We start from the raw sequence: 17,846 nt of genomic DNA on the forward strand, positions 1-17,846 counted from the left end.
GGACCGTACGGCGGGGCGACTCGCGGGTCATCGCCGTCCGAAGGCGCCGATCCGGGCGTGAAACAGGCCCATGAGGAGCACGCCGACGGCGGCGGCGACCGCCGCCAGGCGGGGATCGTGCCGCACGTCCGCCGCCGCGAATAGCAGTCCCGCCAGGCAGAACATCCCCCAGCCCGCGACAAGGTTGATCACGGGCGATGGCCCGAACGGGGTCGGGAAGGGCTCCTTGGTGATCCCCTTGACGAAGTGCGGGACGGCATTCGTGCCGAACACCGCTGCCAGGAAGCTGAGAACCGCCGTCTGCCACATGTCGTTCCCTTCGGTCATCGTGCGCGGGTGGTGAGACCCCGGATGGTCAGGTCGACCAGCTGGCGGAGACGGGTGTGCAGAACCTCCGGGGCGGCCTGCTCCTGCGCGATGCCGGTCAGCGCGTCGACCAGCAGCACAGCGGCGTCGTGCGCCGACAGCGCGACGTCGAGCAGGTCGAGCTCGCCGGCGGCGGAGGTGAGGATCTTCTCCACGATGGCGGTGTGCCGCTCCTTGAACGCGGCCGTGAGCTCCGGCGCGACCACGCCGGCCTCCGCGAGCATCTCCCCCCGGAACTCGGCCTCGACCGTCCCGACGAAGAAGTCCAGTTTCACCGCGAGCGCGCCATAGAGCCGCGCCGCCACCGTGCCGCCCACCGTGCCGCCCACCGTGCCGCCCACCGTGCCGCCCACCGTGCCGCCCACCGTGCCGCCCACCGTGCCGCCCACCGTGCCGCCCACCGTGCCGCCCACTGTGCCACCCGCTGTGCCACCCACACGACCGGCCGCTTCGGCGGCGGCGAGCAGCCCGTCGAGCATCCAGGCGCCCATCGCCCGGAAGAGGTCGTCCTTGCCGCTGAAGTGCTGGTAGAGCGCCGGCCGCGAGACGCCGGCGGCCCGCGCGACCAGATCCATGGAGGTCCTGCGATAGCCGTACCGGCCGAAAACCCCGACCGCGGCGCTCAGGATCTGGTCACGCTTGGCATCCCTGGCGGCTGACATGCTGACAATCTATATGCGAAATGTCAGAATGTCGATGGGCCAGTACGGCTCATACCGACTCCGCCGCCGGTGCCGGGCCACCTCGTGCGCGGTCGGCTCGTATCAGTCCGTACGGGCGCATTGGGCGGACGGGGTGAAGAGCCAGCAGCCTCTGAGGTCCTGGGCCGCCCTGCCGGTGGTCGCGCCGGAGACGAGCGGCGCGATTCCGGCGCGTTTGCTGACCGGCGGAGCGAACGCCCAGCTCGGCGCGGCGGGTGAGGCTACCGGAGCGAGGGGCGCCAGCGGCCGTCCGAAGAGGTCGGTCGTCCGTCCCCGCCAGGGCGCGAGGCTCCAGGTCGAGATGGCCGATCGGGCCAGCGGCGGCAGAGGCAGCACACCGTGCGGGGCGCCGCCCGGGAGGATCCCCGGAACGTCGCCGGGCACACCGCCGTAGCCCCCGCTGGGCGCGCCTCCGTAGCCCCCGCTGGGCACGCCGCCGTAAATCCCGTTCGGCACGCCTCCGTAGATCCCGTTCGGGACACCGCCTGCGGTGCCACCCGGGAGACCGTTGGGCGCGCCACCGTAGATGCCGTTAGGCGCGCCGCTCGGAAGGCCGAAGGTCGGCGAGGGCAGGACGGTCGGGGACGCCACGGCAGTCGGCGTGACCACCGCTGACGGCGTCGCCGTGGGGCTGGAACCGGCCGCGGGCGGCTCCGGGTCCTTGCCGCCCTTCGGGGTGTCCGGCTTCTTGCCGGGATCCTTGGCGGTCGGCTTCGACGTCGGTTCGGACGACGGTTTCGATGTCGGCTTGGACGTCGGCTTGGACGTCGGCTTGGACGTCGGCTTGGACGTCGGCTTCGATGTCGGTTTCGATGTCGGTTTCGAGGAGTGCTTCGGGGTGGGGGACGGGCTGGGCGACGCGGTCGGCGTGGCCGTATCAGTCGGTGTGGCGGTCGGTGTGGCGGTGGGGGTGGCGGTGGGGGTGGCCGAGGCGCTCGGAGTGTCGGTGTCGGTCGGCTTGGCGGAGTGCGTCGGCTGCGGCGTCGACGTGTCCGGGTCCGCTGATTTCGCCGCCGGCGGCTCCGAATGAGGTGGCTGAGAGGCGGGCGGATCGGAGTGTTGGGGCGCCGCCGACGACGTCGGCCCGGATGTGTGGGAGGGGCTGTCGGTCGGCCTGTCCGTGGGCCCGTCCCCCGGCCTGCCGGAAGCGTCCGTGCCGGCCGAGGAGCCCGGGTCCGGACGGGACGAGGCGTCACTGTTCTGGGACGCCTCCGGCTCGTGGCCCGTGGGGCCGGTCGTGGCGGCGGGGCCGTCGCCGGGCGGGTCGAGGGTCACGGTGGCGGTGGGCTCGGGCGCCCCAGGGGCGACGTCGTCCCTGGGCGGGGGGACATCCACGCTGGGGTCCGCCATGGCGGCCCAGGGCTGGGCGATGATCGCACCGGTCGTCGCGGACACCGCGGCCAGGAGGAGACCGGAGACGAGGGTGGCGCGCCGGGAGGAGATGCGTGGGGTCATGGATGGCTCTTCCTCGATCTATGGGCTGGCTCGATCTATGGGGTGGGCCGTGGACCGGTGAGGGGCTTCCAGCCCGCCGCGGCGAACTGGGGCGTTCCGGGGAGAGCGGCGGCGGGCACGGCGGGAGGCGTGGGATCGGGGATGTTGACCCAGTCCCCCTGGTTCGTGCCACGCATGTGGGGGAGCCACTTCATGAGGAGGCTCATGGCGTAGGGGCTGGAGTAGACGGGGCCGGTGTCCGTGGTCCCCTTCGTCGCGGTCACCTGCACGAGGACGCACACCTGGACCTGGTCCTCGGCTCGGGCCTGCCACTGGACGCCGATCGTCTGCGTCCGCAGGGCCGCCCCCTCAGGCAGATCGCCCTCCGAGGGGAGGCCCAGGGTTTCCCGCCATCCGCGTACGGCGGCGCGTGCTCCGTTGCGGGCGGCCTCCCGCTGCTCGGGCGGCGCGTAGAGGACGGCCGCCTGCTCGGCCTGGGCGGCGTCCAGCGTCCAGGCGGCCTCCAAGGCGGCCGCCGCCGCGGACACGGCTCCCAGCTCGGTGCGCGGAAACCCGATGGGATAACCGCCGTCGCCCTGGTGCCCGGTGGGCGGAGCCAGCGCGATGGCGTTCGCGACGCGGACGGGCGCGGGCGCCGGAGCCGGAGCGGGCCCCCGGAGTTGCACGACGATGACCACGATGGCGGCGACCACCGTCACGGCCGCGACCACGAAAAGCACCGTTACGCGGGGGCTCCGCCGTGGGGCGCTCAGGTCCCAGTCGAGCATCGGGTCCGGGGTGACCGTGCCCACTAGTTGCCCCGGTCGGGCCGCTGCCCGAACGCCTGTCCCGCGGCGGCGGCGAGGCGGAGGTACGCGCCACGGGTGGTAGGCCGCAGCCGGGAGAGATCGACCTCGGCGCCCTCCTTGAGATGCGGGTCGTACGGCACGCGGACGACGGCACGGCAGCGCGTCGCGAAATGCCGCTCCAGCAGCTCGACGTCGACGTGTGACTTGGGCTCCACGGCGTTCAGCACGACGATGGCGTTCTTGACGAGGCTTCCGTACCCGTGGGCTGTGAGCCAGTCCAGCGTGGCCGCGGCCGAGCTCGCGCCGTCGACCGCGACCAGGCTTACCAGCACGATCTGGTCGGCCAGCTCCAGGGTCGCCCCCATGGCTCCGTGCAGCAGCCCTGTCCCGCAGTCGGTGATGCAGATCGAGTAGTAGCGCTCGATCAGTCCGGCGACCGTACGGTAGTCCTCCGCGTTGAACGCCTCGCTGACGGCCGGGTCGGTGTCGGAGGCCAGGACCTCCAGCCGGGCGGGCGACTGCGAGGTGAAGGCACGGGCGTCGGCATAGCGGACGATGTGGGGCGCTTCGGCGAGCAGCGTGCGGATGGTCGCGGCCGTTTCGGACTTGACCTTGATGCCGAGAGTCCCCCGGTCAGGATTGGCGTCGATCGCGATCACCCGGTCTCCCCGAAGGGAGGCGAGCGTGTTGCCGAGGGCGGCGGTCGTCGTGGTCTTGCCCACACCGCCCTTGAGGCTCATGACGGCGATGCGGTGGTGGCCACTCGCCACGGGCGTCTGCGCCTGGGCGATCAGCGTGCGGCGCTCCAACTCGGCGGACGACTCCGCGGGGATGATCTTCCCCCCGGAGAGCTGGTAGACGAGCCGCCTCCACCCGCCCGCCGGCTCCGCACGCCGGTTGATGAGCAGATGCTCCGCCGTGAGGGGCACCGACTCGGGGAACTGGTCGGCCGGAACGGACACTGGAGAGTGGATCTCTGTCATGGCGAGGGGGGTCCTTTCACAGAGCACGGATGACATGGGCTGTCAGCAGGTGCGCCACCGCACCGTCGTGGTGCTCTCGCCGCGGGGTCCGCGCAGGACCAACGGAGTCGTGACGGGGGCGGGCACGCCGCACCAGTAGCGCACCCGGAGGGCGCGCACGCTGATCACGTCGGTGTGTCCGGGCTTCAGGGTGCCGCTGGACGGCTTGATGGCCAGACCGTGGGCCGTTATCCGCCACTCCAGGGGCTTGTCGGCCGCCGTCAGCGTGATGCTGCCCCGGCCGAAGTCGTCGAGCGTGACGACCGTCGGCACCTGTACGCCGCCGACGACCTGGCTCTGCGGAGTGGGGCCGCCGCCCTGCACGGGCACGCTGGGCTGCGCGGTCACGCTCGCCCGGCCCGGAATGGCGGTCTGCCCAGGAATGGCGGCCTGGGTGACGGAGGACTCAAGAGAGCGCGCGGGCTCCCGTGTCTGTGCGGCCGGGCTCAGGAGGTTGATCCCCGCCAGTGTGCCCGCCGCGCCCGCGACGACCACGATGACGATCCTGAGGGTGGTGGTGCGGATCAGCGCACCGGCCCTTGTGAACACCTCCGCGATCCGGACCGTGACCCCGATGCGGTGCAGACCGGACCTGTCGCCGAAGTTCCCCACGTCACCGAAGTGCCCATCGCGGACGTCGCGGTCACCGAGCTGCGTCGCCTCGGCGGCGTCAACCCCGCGGGCGAGGGCCTCACGCGCGTAGATCTGGGACATCAGCGCGTCATAGAGCGGGGTGTCGCGCCCCGAGGCAGCCGGCGGATCCGCCGGGTGCACCGGACCCTCCCCCGGCCTCGCTCTGCGCGGCCCCTCCGGAGCACTAACCGGACGCGGCCTCTCGGGAGGGCTTGCCGTACGAGCGCGGTCTGTGGGAGGCGGCGCGGAGGCGGGGGGCGGCGCGGGCCGCGCGGAGGCGGGAGGCGGTGTGACCACTCCCGAGGGCGGCGGCTTCGGCTTGGTCTCCTCGGGCGCGACCAAGCCGGCGTCGACCGGGGCGGAGAGCGGCATGCCGAACGACGACGGGGGCCGCTGGACGCGCGCCGGGACCGTGCCAACGTCGGGGAGCGAATCGAGGAGACGCCGCCTGACCTCGGGCGCCAGGGCGGCGATCGGGGGATGGGAGAGGATCTGCGGCACCGTGTAGCGGATGTTGATGGGCCGGTTGCACACGACGCACTTGACGATGTGAGAGAGCAGGGCCACCCGGGCGGCGCCAGAGTCGCCCGCGGCCCGCCCTCCGGGCTCGTCAGGGAACAGGTCGGACACCAACGGCACGAGGTCGGGACAGATGGGACGGCCGCGGGCGATGCCGTCCAGTCCGCTGACGAGGATCTCCACCACGTCCTGCGTACGCGTGACCAGCCTGCCGAGCTCGCGCACGGGCAGGGACAGGACATACGACAGATCCCGCAGCGGTAACTCGTGGCGGTACAGCAGGCGCAGCGTTTCGGCGCCGAGCGGATCGACGAGCGTCCAGGCGCGCCACACCGCGCCGCCGTCGGGGGCGCCGGGTCCCGGACCGGGCCGGTACCCCTCCCGGCCGCCGGAGCCGCAGGCGCGCCGCAGCACGGCCAGCAGCCACGCCCGGTCCGTCACGTGCGCGGGCGGAGCTTGGACGCTGCAGGCGCCCAGGGCGGCGCTGACCGCCGCGAGCATGCGGGCGCCGTCAAGGTGGTAGGAGGCGTAGTCCACCAGATGAGCGCCGTGTTCGTTCACCCAGGCCATCCCCCGGCCGGGGTCGAGCGCGATGTCCCCCGTACCGGTGGGCGCGCTCATGAGCGGCGAGGGGGAGTCAGGGCGGTTTCCATGTCATGTTCGGCCAGAGCATCACTGCGACTATGGGGTCGCACTTGCCTATCTGGAAATTCTGATGCATACCGATACATAGAACGAGATCTTAGACTGACAGCCAACTGTTGGGAAGGAAAGGAACCAGGGACGTCATCACTCGATGATAAACATCAACAATCGCTATACGGCCCGTCCGAAACCCCGATTTCGCGGCGTAGACATCACCGTCCAAGGGCCTCTCTAGAGAGATTCGGACGGTCATGCCGGGATTTATGATCATACCGATGAGCTGCGACTACGCACACCGGCTCCGAGGTGCCCGCCGACGCCGGACCAGTAGTGATTTCCATTCCGTACTTTGCCCAAACCTGCCGCCCACAACTCGACGTGAATGGCTTTCATATCCGCGGCCGTTCGCTCTCCGGAGCATTTCCACACCCTTTCTGGAGGATTACCGGGACGCGAACGGCTACACCTCGTGATCCCGTTCGAGGAACTCCAGACGGTCGACACCCCGGCTCCCGGAGTGTCGTGCGAAAGCGGCGGCGGCCCGGAGAAGCCGCCGCGCAACCGTCCGGCCGCCTCCGTACGAACAAGCAAGATGTGGAAACGGTCATCGTGCTGCTCACCAGAGACCTCCGGGTGCATGATCACCCGGCACTCGCGGAGGCGTGCGAACGGGCACAGCACGTCGTGCCGCTGTTCGTCTTGGACCCCGCCATCCGGCCCCGGCATCGCGCGGACTTCCTCCACGAGGCCCTGCAGGACCTCCGCTCCGCACTGCTCCAGCGCGGCGGAGACCTGGTCGTACGGCAGGGCGACCCGGTGGCCGAGGCGATCAGGCTCGCGGGTGAGGTGTCCGCGTCCGCGATCTGGGCGAGCGGAGACGTCAGCGCGTTCGCCCGGCGGCGCGAGCGGCGGCTCGCGGAGGCGTGTGCGGCACACCGGCTCGACTTCCGGCTGTTCCCCGGTGTGACGGTGGTGCCGCCGACCGGACTGCTGCCCGCCGGAGGCACCCACTACCGGGTCTTCACCCCCTACTGGCGGGTCTGGTCCGAGGCGCGCAAGCGGCCGGTGCTCGACCCACCCGCGAAGGTCCGGCTCCCCGCCGGTGTCGACCCCGGACCGCTTCCCAGCGTGCCGCGGGAGCCGTACGGCCTGCTCAGGGGCGGCGAGACGGCGGGGCGGCGGCGTCTCGCCGAGTGGGTTGAGGGCGGCGGGCTGGCCGACTACGGCGACGGGCGCGACCGCGTGGCGGACCGCACGTCGCTGATGAGCGCCTACCTGCGGTTCGGCTGCGTGTCGCCGTCGGAGGTGGTGGCGCGGGCCGCCCGCCGGACCGGGGCCGAGGCGTACATCCGGCAGCTCTGCTGGCGGGACTTCTACTACCAGGTCGCGTACGCGTTCCCCGAGTTGCCGAGACGCGACTACCGGCCGCGCGACGTGGACTGGAGGGACGATGAGCGGATCGCCGCCGCCTGGCGCGAGGGCATGACGGGCGTCCCCATCGTGGACGCCGGGATGCGCCAGCTCCGCGCGGAGGGGTGGATGCACAACCGCCTCCGGCTGATCGTCGGGTCCTACCTGACGAAGCGACTCAAGATCCATTGGCGGGTGGGCGTGGACCACTTCGACGATCTGCTCCTGGACGCCGACATCCCGAACAACTGCGGCAACTGGCAGTGGGTGGCCGGCACCGGCAACGACACCCGGCCGAACCGCATGCTCAATCCGATCCGCCAGGCCAGGAAGCTCGACCCGGACGGCGAGTACGTCCGGCGGTACGTCCCCGAGCTGGCGGACCTCCCCCCGCAGGCCATCCATGAGCCGTGGAAGCACGCCCCCTCGGTGCGGGGCTATCCCGCGCCGATCTTCGGCGACGTGCCGCTCATCACGTGAACTCACCTGACGCCGTGCCGGTGGTTAGGTGGCGAGCGCCCCGTGGGGGTCGAGGACGTACTTGCGCGCGGCCCCCTTGTCGAACTCCTCGTAGCCCCTGGGCGCCTGGTCGAGCGGCATGGTGGTGGCGTTGACCGCCTCGGCGATGTGCACGCGGTCGGTCAGGATCGCCATCATCAGCCTGCGGTTGTAGCGCATGACGGGACACTGTCCTGTGAAGAACGAGTGCGCCTTCGCCCAGCCGAGGCCCAGCCTGATCGACAGCGACCCCTGCTTGGCGGCCTCGTCCGCGGCCCCCGGGTCACCGGTGACGTAGAGGCCGGGGATGCCCAGCCTGCCGCCCGCCCGGGTGGTCTCCATCAGCGCGTTCAGCACGGTGGCGGGCCGTTCCCGCTGCGCGTCGGCCCCATGGCCGCGGGCCTCGAAGCCGACCGCGTCCACCCCGCAGTCGACCTCGGGAACGCCGAGGATCTGCTCGATCTGGTCTCTCGGGTGCCCCTCCGCCACGTTTACGGTCTCGCAGCCGAAGCTCCGGGCCTGGGCGAGGCGTTGCTCGTTCAGGTCACCGACGATCACGACGGCGGCGCCCAGGAGCAGGGCCGAGACGGCCGCCGCCAGCCCCACGGGCCCCGCGCCGGCGATGTAGACGGTCGAACCCGTCGTCACCCCCGCCGTGACGCACCCGTGGTAACCGGTCGGGAAGATGTCCGCGAGCATGGCCAGGTCGAGGATCTTCTCCATCGCCTGGTCCCTGTCGGGGAACCTGAGCAGGTTCCAGTCGGCGTAGGGCGTGAGCACGTACTCCGCCTGGCCTCCGGGCCACCCGCCCATGTCCACGTACCCGTACGCCCCGCCGGGCTGCTGCGGGTTGACGTGCTCGCAGATGTGGGTGTTGCCCTCCTTGCAGTTGCGGCAGCGCCCGCAGGCGATGTTGAACGGCACGGACACCAGGTCACCGACCTTGATGATCTCCACATCGGGGCCGATTTCCACGACCTCACCGGTGATCTCGTGGCCGAGGACGAGACCGGGAGGCGCGGTGGTACGGCCGCGCACCATGTGCTGGTCACTGCCGCAGATGTTGGTCGCGATGGGCTTGACGATCGCGCCGTGCCTGACCTTGCGGCCCACGTTGGCCGGGGGCACGCCCGGCCCTTCCTTCAGCTCGAACTCGGGATAGTCGGTGTCGGCGACCTCGACTTTTCCCGGCCCCTGATAGACGACAGCCTTGTTGCCCGGCATGACGGCTCCTCCTTGCCAGCACGCGGCAGGCCACCATCACGACCCCCGGCGACGATGGCTCTCAACCGACCATATACCCGGTTTGACCAGGTGAAAGGCTCCGGCATCTGCGGTGGGCGTCGTCGACCCGCTCGGTGATCCCCTTGCGGTCGAGGTGCTCCAGCAGGGGCACCGCGACCCTGCGGCTCGTCTTCAGGGCGGTCCTGGCCTGGCTGACCGTGAACGGCTGGGGCAGCCGGGCCAGCAACGCCGCCGCCCGGACGTCCGTCCCCGGCAGCAGCACGATCCCGTCGGCTATGCGCAACAAGGCCCCGGCGCGTACGGCTGCCGCCAGCTCGCGAGGTCCAAGCCCCAGCTCTGCCAGCCGTACGGCCTCCGGCGCGAGGAAGGGATGCGCGGACAGCTCCGCCGCGAGCCGCTGGACCGCACGCGCGACCGGGGGCGGCAGGCCGGACGGGCCGCTGACGATCCGGCCGTCCGCGACGGTCGAAGGCGGTCGCACGAGCGCTGTGACGAGCCGCCGGTCGGGAAGGTCCAGCTCGTGCCGGGCGATCTCCAGCGGCATCCCGGGCTCCAGGGGGTGTTCGGCGGCGTATCGCCGTACGACCTCAGGAAGCCGCTCTCCCAGGCTCGACCAGTAGCCCGGGTCCGCGTGCCACTCACCGCACACCGGGCGGCCCGAGGGGGCGCAGCCCATGGCCGCCAGTTCCTCCGACCGGAGCAGACGATGAGCGCGCAGCAGGGACGCGGCGTCCGGCGAGGCCGTCTCCAGCCCGGCGGCCCGCTCCCGCGCCGCTCCCCTCCGGCGTAGCTCGGGCGGCCGCACGTCGAGAACGCTCGCCCCGGCAAGCACCCGTATCGCGTGTCCGGGGTCACGATGGCCGGGGTCACGATGGCGGGGGTCACGATGGCGGGGGTCACGATGGCGGGGGTCACGGCCGGGGTCGCGTAGCAGGAGGACGTCTCCCAGGTGCAGCGGAAGCGGCCGGGAAAGGCGCAGGCGGGCCGTGTTGCCGCCCAGCGGGCGTACGACGCACCCCACCGCCGCCGACCCGATGTGCGCGGTCAGCCGCTGAGGCAGGAAGTCGTCCGCGTCCCGCGCCCGGGTGAGCCGCACGTCCACCAGGTCGGTGAAGGTCCAGCCGCCCGGCGCGACCAAGGCGTGGCCGCGCTCGGGCGCCACCCGTCCGCGCAGGTTGAGGGCCACCCTCGCCACGCCGGTCACGGAGGTCACCGGCTCCTTCAGGGACTCCATCGCCCGGACGCGCATCGGCTCGCCGTCCAGCGCGAGCTCGTCGCCGACCTCGATCCGGCCGGCGGGCAGCGTCCCGGTGACGACCGTCCCGCTGCCGTGCACGCTGAACACCCGGTCGATCCAGAGCCGCACCGGCGCCTCGGGGTCCGGCGCCGGAAGGGCGGCGACCAGCCGGTCCAGCGCCTCCCGCAGCTCGCCGAGCCCCTGACCGGTGCGCCCGCTCACCGCCAGCGCCTCCACCTGGCCGAGACCGCTCTCGGCGAGGCGGGCGCGCGCCTGCTTCATCGCGGGCGCGGGGTCCGCCAGGTCGGCACGGGTCACCACCAGCAGGCCCAGCCGTACGCCGAGGGTCTCCAGAGCGACCAGGTGCTCCTCGGACTGGGGCATCCAGCCCTCGTCGGCGGCCACGACGAACATGACGGCGGGCACGGGACCGACCCCGGCGAGCATCGTTCCGAGGAACCGCTCATGCCCCGGAACGTCCACGAAGGCCACCCGCTCCCCCGAGGGCAGCGTCGTCCAGGCGTAGCCGAGCTCGATCGTCAGCCCACGCCGCCGCTCCTCCTCCAGCCGGTCCGGCTCCATGCCGGTGAGCGCCCGCACCAGCGTGGACTTGCCGTGGTCGACGTGGCCCGCCGTCGCGACGACCTGCATCAGGGACCCATCCCGAGGACAGCCGCGAGGACGGCCTTGACCACGTCGCCGTCCCATTCGGGCGGTACGGCACGCAGGTCCAGAAGGAGCCGGCCGCCTTCGACCCGGCCGACGACTGCGGGATCCCCGGTTCGCAGCGATACGGCGAGCCGTTCCGGCAGGCTCACCGCCGCGCTCGGCAGCGTCACTCCCGGCGCTCCGCCGCCGCCCACGGTCGCCCTTGCCGGTACGGCTCGCGCGTCGACCCCGGCTTCGGCGAGCCGTACGGCCAGAGCCTCGGCGCGGTCGCGCAGCGACGCAGCGTCGGCGTGCAACGCCTGGTGGAGGGGGGTGGCGGGGCCGCGCAAGGTGGCTTCGAGCGCGGCCAGCGTCAGCTTGCCGACCCTCAGCGCGCGGGCGAGGGGATGCCGCCTGCACCGCTCGACCAGGTCACGACGGCCGAGCAGCAGGCCGGCCTGTGGCCCGCCGAGGAGCTTGTCGCCACTGGCGGTGACCAGATCGGCTCCGGCCTTCAGCGTGGTCGCGGCGTCGGGCTCCTCGGGCAGCAGGGGCTCCCGCTCCAGCAGCCCCGAGCCGATGTCGGCGACGACCGGCACGCCGAGGCCGCCCAGCCCCGTCAGCTCCGCGACGTCCACGGAGCCGGTGAAGCCCTCGACCCGGAAGTTCGACGGGTGGACCTTGAGCACGAACCCGGTCTCCGGGCCGACGGCCGCACGGTAATCGGCATACGTGGTGCGATTGGTCGTGCCCACCTCACGCAACCGGGCTCCCGTGGAGACCAGCAGGTCGGGGATCCGGAACCCGTCACCGATCTCCACGAGCTCGCCCCGGCTGATGACGATCTCCCGCCCGGCCGCCAGCACGGTGGCCACGAGCACGAGCGCGGCGGCGTTGTTGTTCACGACGTGCACGTCCTCGGCGGCGGGAACGGCCCGCGCGAGAGCGTCCATGGCGCCCCGCCCACGACGGGCCCTCGCCCCCGTGGTCAGGTCGAACTCCACGTCTGCCGGACCCGCCGTGGCGACGACCGCCTCGATCGCCGCCGGTGACAGGGGAGCCCGGCCGAGGTTGGTGTGGAGCAGCACGCCCGTCATATTGATCACAGGACGGATGCTCGCCGCATGCCGGGGCAGAGCCGCGAAGGCCACGTCGGCGACATCCTCCGGCTCGATCTCGCCCTGCCGTGCCCGGTGCTGCGCCCGCGCGACCGTGTCCTTGACGACGGCCCGGCCGAGCCGCTCCGCCATCGCGGTGAGGCGGGGATCGGCCAGCACGGCGTCAGTGCGAGGCACCCGCCTCCGTCGGTCCACACTTCAACTTATAACGGAGAGGTTACGCAACATCCCGTGACACAGGCCGGCGACGCCGCCGATTCGGCTGATCCCACTACAGCGGCCAATGCGGCCAGCCCCGCCGCGCGGCCGACCCACCAGCACGACCGGCCCACCAGCACGACCGGCCCACCGGCGCGACCCACTCACCGACGCACCGACCCACCTACCCCGCCATCACGCCGCACCACAGCCGTGACGGGCCCCTCCAGCCGTGATCATGCAGAGATTCCTTGGCGTGCCACTTGACCTGGCGAAATGCGATTGGTGATCATGCGCAGGCCATCCGTAGCCAGGCCATGACGGGCCTTCTCCCCCTGCCGAGCCGCCGCCCCGCGCCGCACGACCGGCCCGCCTACCCCGCCAAAATGCCCGTGTCGGGCGGCATGTCGGAACCCCATCTTCTTCAGGTATCCGCAGCTCAATAGGGTCGCAAGGCGTTGTCATCGAGCAGGTGTTCGGATAACATCGAGGCAGCCGTTGGGTGAGCTTAGTAGGCGGGTGCCGGTTCGGGTGCCATGCGCCATCAGTGATGAAGCCTTAACCGTGTTGAGCGTGATCGCGGGAAGGCCCCGGGTCGGCCGGGGTGGTCGTCTTCGTCTCCTGGTGGGAGGTGCCTGCTGTGTTCGTGTCCCCCGACGATCCCCTTTCGGGCGCCTGCGGTGCGAGGGGTGCCGGGCCGGAGGCCGGGCGGGAGATGGGGGCGGAGCCCGCGACGGCGGCCGAGGCGTTGGCGATGGTCCAGGCCGGGCTGTCGTTCCTGGTGGGTGACGATCCTGCCGGTCAGCCGTCGGCGGTGGTGGCCGAGCGGTTGATCGGCCTGGAGGAGGCCGCGCGGCGGATGTGCGCGGCCCGGGCGGCGGCGCTGGCGGCGTTGGAGGCCGGGCGGGGGTTCGAAGACGACGGGCAGAGCGGGCTACGGCCGTGGCAGAAGCTCATCTTGGGTGTCGATGATGACCAGGCCCGGCGTGACGGGCTGCGCGCCCGGCGGTTGCGGGAGCATCCGCGCTTGTGGCAGGCGCTGGCCGAGGCGGCGATCTCCCCGTCGATCGCCGATCGCATCCTGGCCTGGGTCGCGCGGCTGCCGCGTGAGGTCCGCGGGTGGGCGTGCGCGGTGCTCACCGGCACCGCCCGGGTGAGCGGCGTCAGGGAGGCCGATCTCATCAACGTGGCCGGGGAGATGCTGCGCCGGGCCCGTCCCGAGCCGGGCGATGACGGCAGCGGCAACCACGTCAGGGTGGCGGCGACGGTCGACGGCGTGGGCCGCATCAACGGCAGCCTGTCGGCCGACACCACCGAGCTGGTCACCATGGTCCTTGCCGCGCTGGGCAAACGCCAGGGACCCGACGATGGGCGCAGCACGGGTGAGCGGCATCATGACGCGCTGCGCGAGGCGATGGCCCGGCTGGTCGATTCGGGCATGCTGCCCGAGGTCGCCGGACGCAAGCCGCGTATCGAGGCCACCATGGACCTGGCCGCCCTGCGCCGCCTGCCCGGCGCCGAGGGGGCCGAGCTGGCCTGGACCCGGACCCGCTCCACCTGGCTGGCCCACGCCCTGTCCTGCGACGCCGGCATCCAGGGCATCGTCACCGCCCACCCGGTGGGCCCCGCCCGCCTGATCACCCTCACCCACGCCCTGATCGACACCCTCACCCAGCACGGCTGGCTCCCGCCAACCCAGTCAGCGGCCCCCACCCCGGCCAGACCGGCGGTTACCCCGGCGGCCTTCGACTCGCTGTCCGCCGCCGGGCAGGCCGCCGTCATCGACCAACTCCTGGAATGGGCCGTCGAAGCGCTGTCCGGCCCCGCCGGACTCGGCTCGTGCCTACGCTCCACCCTGAACGCCACCCTCACCACCCCCGGCAACAGCCGCGTGGACGACAGCGCACCCGGTCATGGCGGCCAGTGCTGCGGCGGCGAAGACTGGGTCATCACGGCCAGCGCCGAGGTCGCCCGGGTCCTGCTCGCGGCCACCAGAGGCAAAAGCCTCATCCTCGACGTCTCCGACCCCGAAGACGCCGTCCCGTACCGGCTGCGACGAGCAGTCGAACTCCGAGACGGCCGATGCCGCTGGCCCGGTTGCGATACCCCCGCCACCAGGACCCAGGCGCATCACATCGTCGAACGCCACCACGGCGGCCCCTCCACCATGGCCAACCTCGTCCTGCTGTGCGCCCGCCACCACCTGCACTTCGTCCACCGACTCGGCTGGACGATCCGGCTCAACGCCGACGCTTCAGTCACCGTCACCAGCCCAACGGGACGGACGCTCCACGACCCCGCACCCACACCACCCCATCGGCGGCAGTGACACACGACACCGAGCCTGAGCGCCAATCATGGGCCGGCCTCCCCGGCGGCCGATATTCTCCCGTGCGTAAACACTGCTCCCCGCAATGGATCAGTCGATGAAGGAAACAGACGTATTCGCCGTACTCGACGCATTGGACAATGCTGGCCTGACGGCCTGGGTGGATGGCGGCTGGGGAATCGATGCCCTTATAGGGAAGACGACCCGGGAGCACTCTGACCTGGATCTGGTCGTCTTGCTAACACAGGTATACGAGGTGAGGTCGGTCCTGGAGAATATCGGCTACAACAAACTCCTCCGGGATTGGTTGCCTGTCGCGCTCGCTCTGGCCGACACGCGAGATCGGGAGATCGATCTCCACCCGATTACGCCGTTCGCCGAGGGTGGCGGAACTCAGGCGCAACCTGATGGCGGTTCCTTCTATTACCCCGCTCCAGTGCGGGGCGTGCTCGGCGGCCGTGTTGTCTCCTGCGTCGACGCCTTAACCCAGGTCCGTTGCCATGTCGGTTATGAACCATCCGAGAAGGACCATCGCGACATGCGCGCCCTTCATATGGCCACGGGTGTTGAACTGCCCCTTCTCTACCAGGAGCCGTGACAGCCGCTTCACAAACGGGAGCGCACGCAGCGGAGGCGGACGGGAATCGAACCCGCCAGGCCGAGGACCTCGGCCTCGTTGGTTTTGAAGACCACGGGGGCCACCAGGCGCCCAGACGCCTCCATGAAGAAAGTTAGCCCGAAGTGGGTAGGGCTGCTGCGGCGCCCCTGGACGGCGGCGTGCCATCGATTTCCAAGAACCTGGCCAAGAACCTGGCCAAGAACCTGGCCAAGAACCTGGCCAAGAAACCGCGCCAAGAAACCGGGCCAGAACGCGAGGGGCGGGATGACAGGAGCCACGGCGGAGCCGGCCACGATCCGGCTGACGCAGTACGCGCACGGCGGCGGCTGTGCGTGCAAGATCCCGCCAGGCGAGCTGGAGGCCATCGTCGCCCGCCTTGTCGACGGCGGGGTGGCATCTTCCGAGGGTGAGCTGGTCATAGGACTGGACGACGGGGACGACGCGGCCGTGGTCCGCATCGAGGGCGGCCGGGCGGTGGTGGCCACGGCCGACTTCTTCACCCCCGTCGTGGACGACCCGTACGACTGGGGGCGGATCGCTGCCACGAACGCCCTGTCGGACGTGTATGCGGTGGGCGGCGAGCCGCTGGTCGCGGTGAACCTCCTCGGCTGGCCACGCGACACGCTGCCGATGGAGTTGGTCACGGAGGTGCTGCGCGGCGGCCTCGACGTCGCGCGGGCCGCCCGCTGCCATGTGGCGGGCGGCCACAGCGTGGACGACCCCGAACCCAAGTACGGCATGGCGGTGACCGGGCTGGCCGATCCCGAGCGGTTGCTGCGCATCGACGCGGGGCGGCCGGGGCTGCCGATCTCCCTGACCAAGCCTCTCGGCGTCGGTGTGCTCAACACCCGGCACAAGGCAACCGGAGAGGTGTTCCCACAGGCCATCACGGCGATGACCACGCTCAACAGCGACGCCTCGCGGGCCGCTCTGGCGGCCGGAGCCCAATGCGCCACCGATGTGACCGGGTTCGGGCTGCTCGGGCACCTCTTCAAGCTGGCCAGGGCGAGCGGCGTCACGGCGGTGGTCGACGTGACGGCCGTGCCGTACCTGGAGGACGCCCGTGAGGCGCTCAGGGACGGCTACGTCAGCGGCGGCACGCGGCGCAACCTGGCCTGGGTGGAGCCCCACCTCGACCCTGGACGGTTCGAGGAGGACGATCTGCTGCTGCTCGCCGACGCCCAGACCTCCGGCGGCCTGCTGATCGCGGGGGAGATCCCCGGAGCGCCGATCATCGGCGAACTGATCCCGCAGGAAGACGCCGCCCTCCGTCTCCGCTGAACTGCCCGCAACCGAACCGCCCGAGACTCGGCCCCGGACTATGTGCCATCCGGCGGCCTCCCCTGGGCCTGACGTGGAAGACGGTCATCTCCCGGCCAGTGCATGATCACAGATCCCGGCGGTGCTGATCACGGCGGAGGGGCGGCGGGGTCGGGGACGACGGTGAGCCTTCTGGCTTCGGCGCGCTCTCGCTGCGGAACGACCGTGTAGCGAGGGTCGGCGGCCGAGGTGCGGCCCGCCTCCAGCAGGCCGAAGCGGGTGCACAGGGCGCCTGCCGTGATGGCGAGCCCGGACAGCGCGGTGAGCGCGCGGCTGCGGCCGGCGATGGGCGCGAGCAGGCCGCCTCCCAGCGTGAGGACACGGGACGCCTTCATGAGGAGGCCGGCCTTGCCCCGCCGGTACGGCTCACCCTCCAGGCCGAGGCGGCTTTCCATCACGATGCCCGCGGCCGTCTCCATGACAGCGCCCAGAGCGGCGGACGCGCGGGCGGGGGCGGCCTCGGCCCTGGGAGTGCTGAGCATTCCGACCGCGCCCGCGCTCGCCAGGGCGCTACCGGCGAACAGGAACGGCAGCTCGCGGTAGGCCTCGTGCCACGCGGGCACGGCGGTGTCGGCGAGCAGCACGGCGGTGTAGGTCGCCATGATCGGGCCGGTCACCGCGCTCGCCATGGCGGAAGCATCGCCTATGAACGGCAGGACGCGGCCGCCCAGGCAGCCGGGCAGGATGCGGCTCACCATGGGAGCCGGCAGCAGAGGCGTGACCGCAGCGGCGGCGGCGATCGCCGTCAGCCCGCCGTGAGCGGCCAGGGTCCACGAGCCGACGCTCATCGGGGAGGTGAACTTGAGGAGCCGAAGCATGTTCAGAAACCGCTCGGGCCGGCCCAGCTCCGTCACCAGGAAGACGGAGCCGGCGCTCGCGCCCACGAAGGCCGCCATCCGGGACGCGGCGCCCAGCCGTTCGTGTCCGGAGAGGTGTGCCGTGGCGGCCAGAACCGACGCCGCGCCGGAAAGACCACCCAAATAGAGGTACGCCGGCATGTGGGGCTCGTGCCAGATCGGCGGCTTGATCACAGGCTGCCCGTAGTAGGACCGGAATCCGGCCTCCGGCACCATCTCGTCCTGACGTCTGGCCACG

At 71.6% G+C, this 17,846-nt stretch carries 16 protein-coding genes and 1 tRNA gene; 6 read left to right on the forward strand and 11 right to left on the reverse strand.

The genetic code is table 11. The features are described from left to right. Positions 1-27: 27 nt before the first annotated feature. The 3 genes from N5079_RS05575 to N5079_RS05585 all read right to left on the reverse strand — a co-directional run bounded on the left by N5079_RS05575 (position 28) and on the right by N5079_RS05585 (position 1,676). Positions 28-327 (reverse strand): hypothetical protein, encoded by a 300-nt coding sequence (locus N5079_RS05575; protein ID WP_261582377.1) that lies wholly within the window; start codon positions 325-327, stop codon positions 28-30. Then, on the reverse strand, positions 324-1,028 hold the full coding sequence (locus N5079_RS05580; RefSeq protein WP_261582378.1) for a helix-turn-helix domain-containing protein: 705 nt from the start codon (positions 1,026-1,028) through the stop codon (positions 324-326). Before N5079_RS05580 ends, N5079_RS05575 begins: the two co-directional genes overlap by 4 nt. 102 nt (positions 1,029-1,130) lie before the next feature. Then, positions 1,131-1,676 carry a hypothetical protein gene (locus N5079_RS05585; protein ID WP_261582646.1) on the reverse strand — a complete coding sequence of 182 codons (546 nt, stop codon included), beginning with the start codon at positions 1,674-1,676 and terminating at the stop codon, positions 1,131-1,133. Here N5079_RS05585 and N5079_RS05590 point away from each other — a divergent pair. After that, positions 1,669-2,097, forward strand: a complete 429-nt coding sequence (locus tag N5079_RS05590) for a hypothetical protein (RefSeq protein ID WP_261582379.1) — start codon at positions 1,669-1,671, stop codon at positions 2,095-2,097. The two genes, N5079_RS05585 and N5079_RS05590, sit on opposite strands and share 8 nt — an antisense overlap. Before the next feature lie 60 nt (positions 2,098-2,157). Next, entirely contained in the window at positions 2,158-2,583 is a 426-nt protein-coding gene (locus N5079_RS05595) for a hypothetical protein (protein WP_261582380.1), read from the forward strand. Here N5079_RS05595 and N5079_RS05600 read toward each other — a convergent pair. Genes N5079_RS05600 through N5079_RS05610 form a run of 3 tightly spaced genes read right to left on the reverse strand, consistent with a single transcriptional unit; the run spans position 2,558 to position 6,105 of the window. Beyond that, a complete protein-coding gene (locus tag N5079_RS05600) occupies positions 2,558-3,313 on the reverse strand; it encodes a hypothetical protein (protein ID WP_261582381.1) in 756 nt (251 codons plus the stop codon). The genes N5079_RS05595 and N5079_RS05600 overlap by 26 nt on opposite strands. After that, positions 3,313-4,293, reverse strand: coding sequence for a MinD/ParA family protein (locus tag N5079_RS05605; protein WP_261582382.1), 981 nt, complete (start codon positions 4,291-4,293; stop codon positions 3,313-3,315). The genes N5079_RS05600 and N5079_RS05605 overlap by 1 nt, the downstream gene beginning before the upstream one ends. Before the next feature lie 42 nt (positions 4,294-4,335). Beyond that, the gene (locus tag N5079_RS05610) at positions 4,336-6,105 is read right to left on the reverse strand and encodes a hypothetical protein (protein ID WP_261582383.1); all 1,770 of its coding nucleotides are present in this window, start codon (positions 6,103-6,105) and stop codon (positions 4,336-4,338) included. Positions 6,106-6,723: 618 nt separating this feature from the next. Here N5079_RS05610 and N5079_RS05615 point away from each other — a divergent pair. Next, positions 6,724-8,019 carry a cryptochrome/photolyase family protein gene (locus N5079_RS05615; RefSeq protein ID WP_261582385.1) on the forward strand — a complete coding sequence of 432 codons (1,296 nt, stop codon included), beginning with the start codon at positions 6,724-6,726 and terminating at the stop codon, positions 8,017-8,019. A gap of 24 nt (positions 8,020-8,043) precedes the next feature. On the opposite strand, the gene fdhA is transcribed toward N5079_RS05615, so the two are convergent. The 3 genes from fdhA to selA all read right to left on the reverse strand — a co-directional run bounded on the left by fdhA (position 8,044) and on the right by selA (position 12,462). Further along, a complete protein-coding gene (gene fdhA, locus N5079_RS05620; protein WP_261582387.1) occupies positions 8,044-9,261 on the reverse strand; it encodes a formaldehyde dehydrogenase, glutathione-independent in 1,218 nt (405 codons plus the stop codon). A gap of 61 nt (positions 9,262-9,322) precedes the next feature. Further along, positions 9,323-11,170, reverse strand: a complete 1,848-nt coding sequence (selB, locus tag N5079_RS05625) for a selenocysteine-specific translation elongation factor (RefSeq protein ID WP_261582388.1) — start codon at positions 11,168-11,170, stop codon at positions 9,323-9,325. Further along, complete coding sequence (gene selA / locus N5079_RS05630) at positions 11,170-12,462, reverse strand: L-seryl-tRNA(Sec) selenium transferase (protein ID WP_261582390.1); 1,293 nt, start codon at positions 12,460-12,462, stop codon at positions 11,170-11,172. The genes selB and selA overlap by 1 nt, the downstream gene beginning before the upstream one ends. Before the next feature lie 661 nt (positions 12,463-13,123). Between selA and N5079_RS05635 the strand changes: the two genes are divergently transcribed. Together N5079_RS05635 and N5079_RS05640 are read left to right on the forward strand one after the other, a co-directional pair. Beyond that, positions 13,124-14,812: an HNH endonuclease signature motif containing protein gene (locus tag N5079_RS05635; protein WP_261582392.1), complete on the forward strand. Its 1,689-nt coding sequence runs from the start codon at positions 13,124-13,126 to the stop codon at positions 14,810-14,812. Between the two features lie 97 nt (positions 14,813-14,909). After that, on the forward strand, positions 14,910-15,410 hold the full coding sequence (locus N5079_RS05640) for a nucleotidyltransferase domain-containing protein (RefSeq protein WP_261582393.1): 501 nt from the start codon (positions 14,910-14,912) through the stop codon (positions 15,408-15,410). A 29-nt stretch (positions 15,411-15,439) separates the two neighbouring features. Here the strand turns inward: N5079_RS05640 and N5079_RS05645 are convergent. Then, positions 15,440-15,533, reverse strand: a tRNA-Sec gene (locus N5079_RS05645). Between the two features lie 162 nt (positions 15,534-15,695). Here N5079_RS05645 and selD point away from each other — a divergent pair. Then, entirely contained in the window at positions 15,696-16,712 is a 1,017-nt protein-coding gene (selD, locus tag N5079_RS05650; protein ID WP_261582394.1) for a selenide, water dikinase SelD, read from the forward strand. Positions 16,713-16,840: 128 nt separating this feature from the next. Here the strand turns inward: selD and nrfD are convergent, their stop codons facing one another. Then, on the reverse strand, positions 16,841-17,845 hold the full coding sequence (nrfD, locus tag N5079_RS05655) for an NrfD/PsrC family molybdoenzyme membrane anchor subunit (protein ID WP_261582395.1): 1,005 nt from the start codon (positions 17,843-17,845) through the stop codon (positions 16,841-16,843). Position 17,846: the final 1 nt, after the last annotated feature.

Source organism: Planotetraspora sp. A-T 1434 (genome assembly GCF_025420585.1).
Taxonomy (GTDB): Bacteria; Actinomycetota; Actinomycetes; order Streptosporangiales; family Streptosporangiaceae; genus JAOEGB01.

Excerpts from the sequence above, each read along its gene's own strand:
- N5079_RS05605 (WP_261582382.1), bottom strand. The coding sequence starts at position 4,293 with ATGACAGAGATCCACTCTCCAGTGTCCGTTCCGGCCGACCAGTTCCCC.
- fdhA (WP_261582387.1), bottom strand. The coding sequence starts at position 9,261 with ATGCCGGGCAACAAGGCTGTCGTCTATCAGGGGCCGGGAAAAGTCGAG.
- N5079_RS05640 (WP_261582393.1), top strand. The coding sequence starts at position 14,910 with ATGAAGGAAACAGACGTATTCGCCGTACTCGACGCATTGGACAATGCT.
- selD (WP_261582394.1), top strand. The coding sequence starts at position 15,696 with ATGACAGGAGCCACGGCGGAGCCGGCCACGATCCGGCTGACGCAGTAC.
- N5079_RS05610 (WP_261582383.1), bottom strand. The coding sequence starts at position 6,105 with ATGAGCGCGCCCACCGGTACGGGGGACATCGCGCTCGACCCCGGCCGG.
- N5079_RS05575 (WP_261582377.1), bottom strand. The coding sequence starts at position 327 with ATGACCGAAGGGAACGACATGTGGCAGACGGCGGTTCTCAGCTTCCTG.
- selB (WP_261582388.1), bottom strand. The coding sequence starts at position 11,170 with ATGCAGGTCGTCGCGACGGCGGGCCACGTCGACCACGGCAAGTCCACG.
- N5079_RS05580 (WP_261582378.1), bottom strand. The coding sequence starts at position 1,028 with ATGTCAGCCGCCAGGGATGCCAAGCGTGACCAGATCCTGAGCGCCGCG.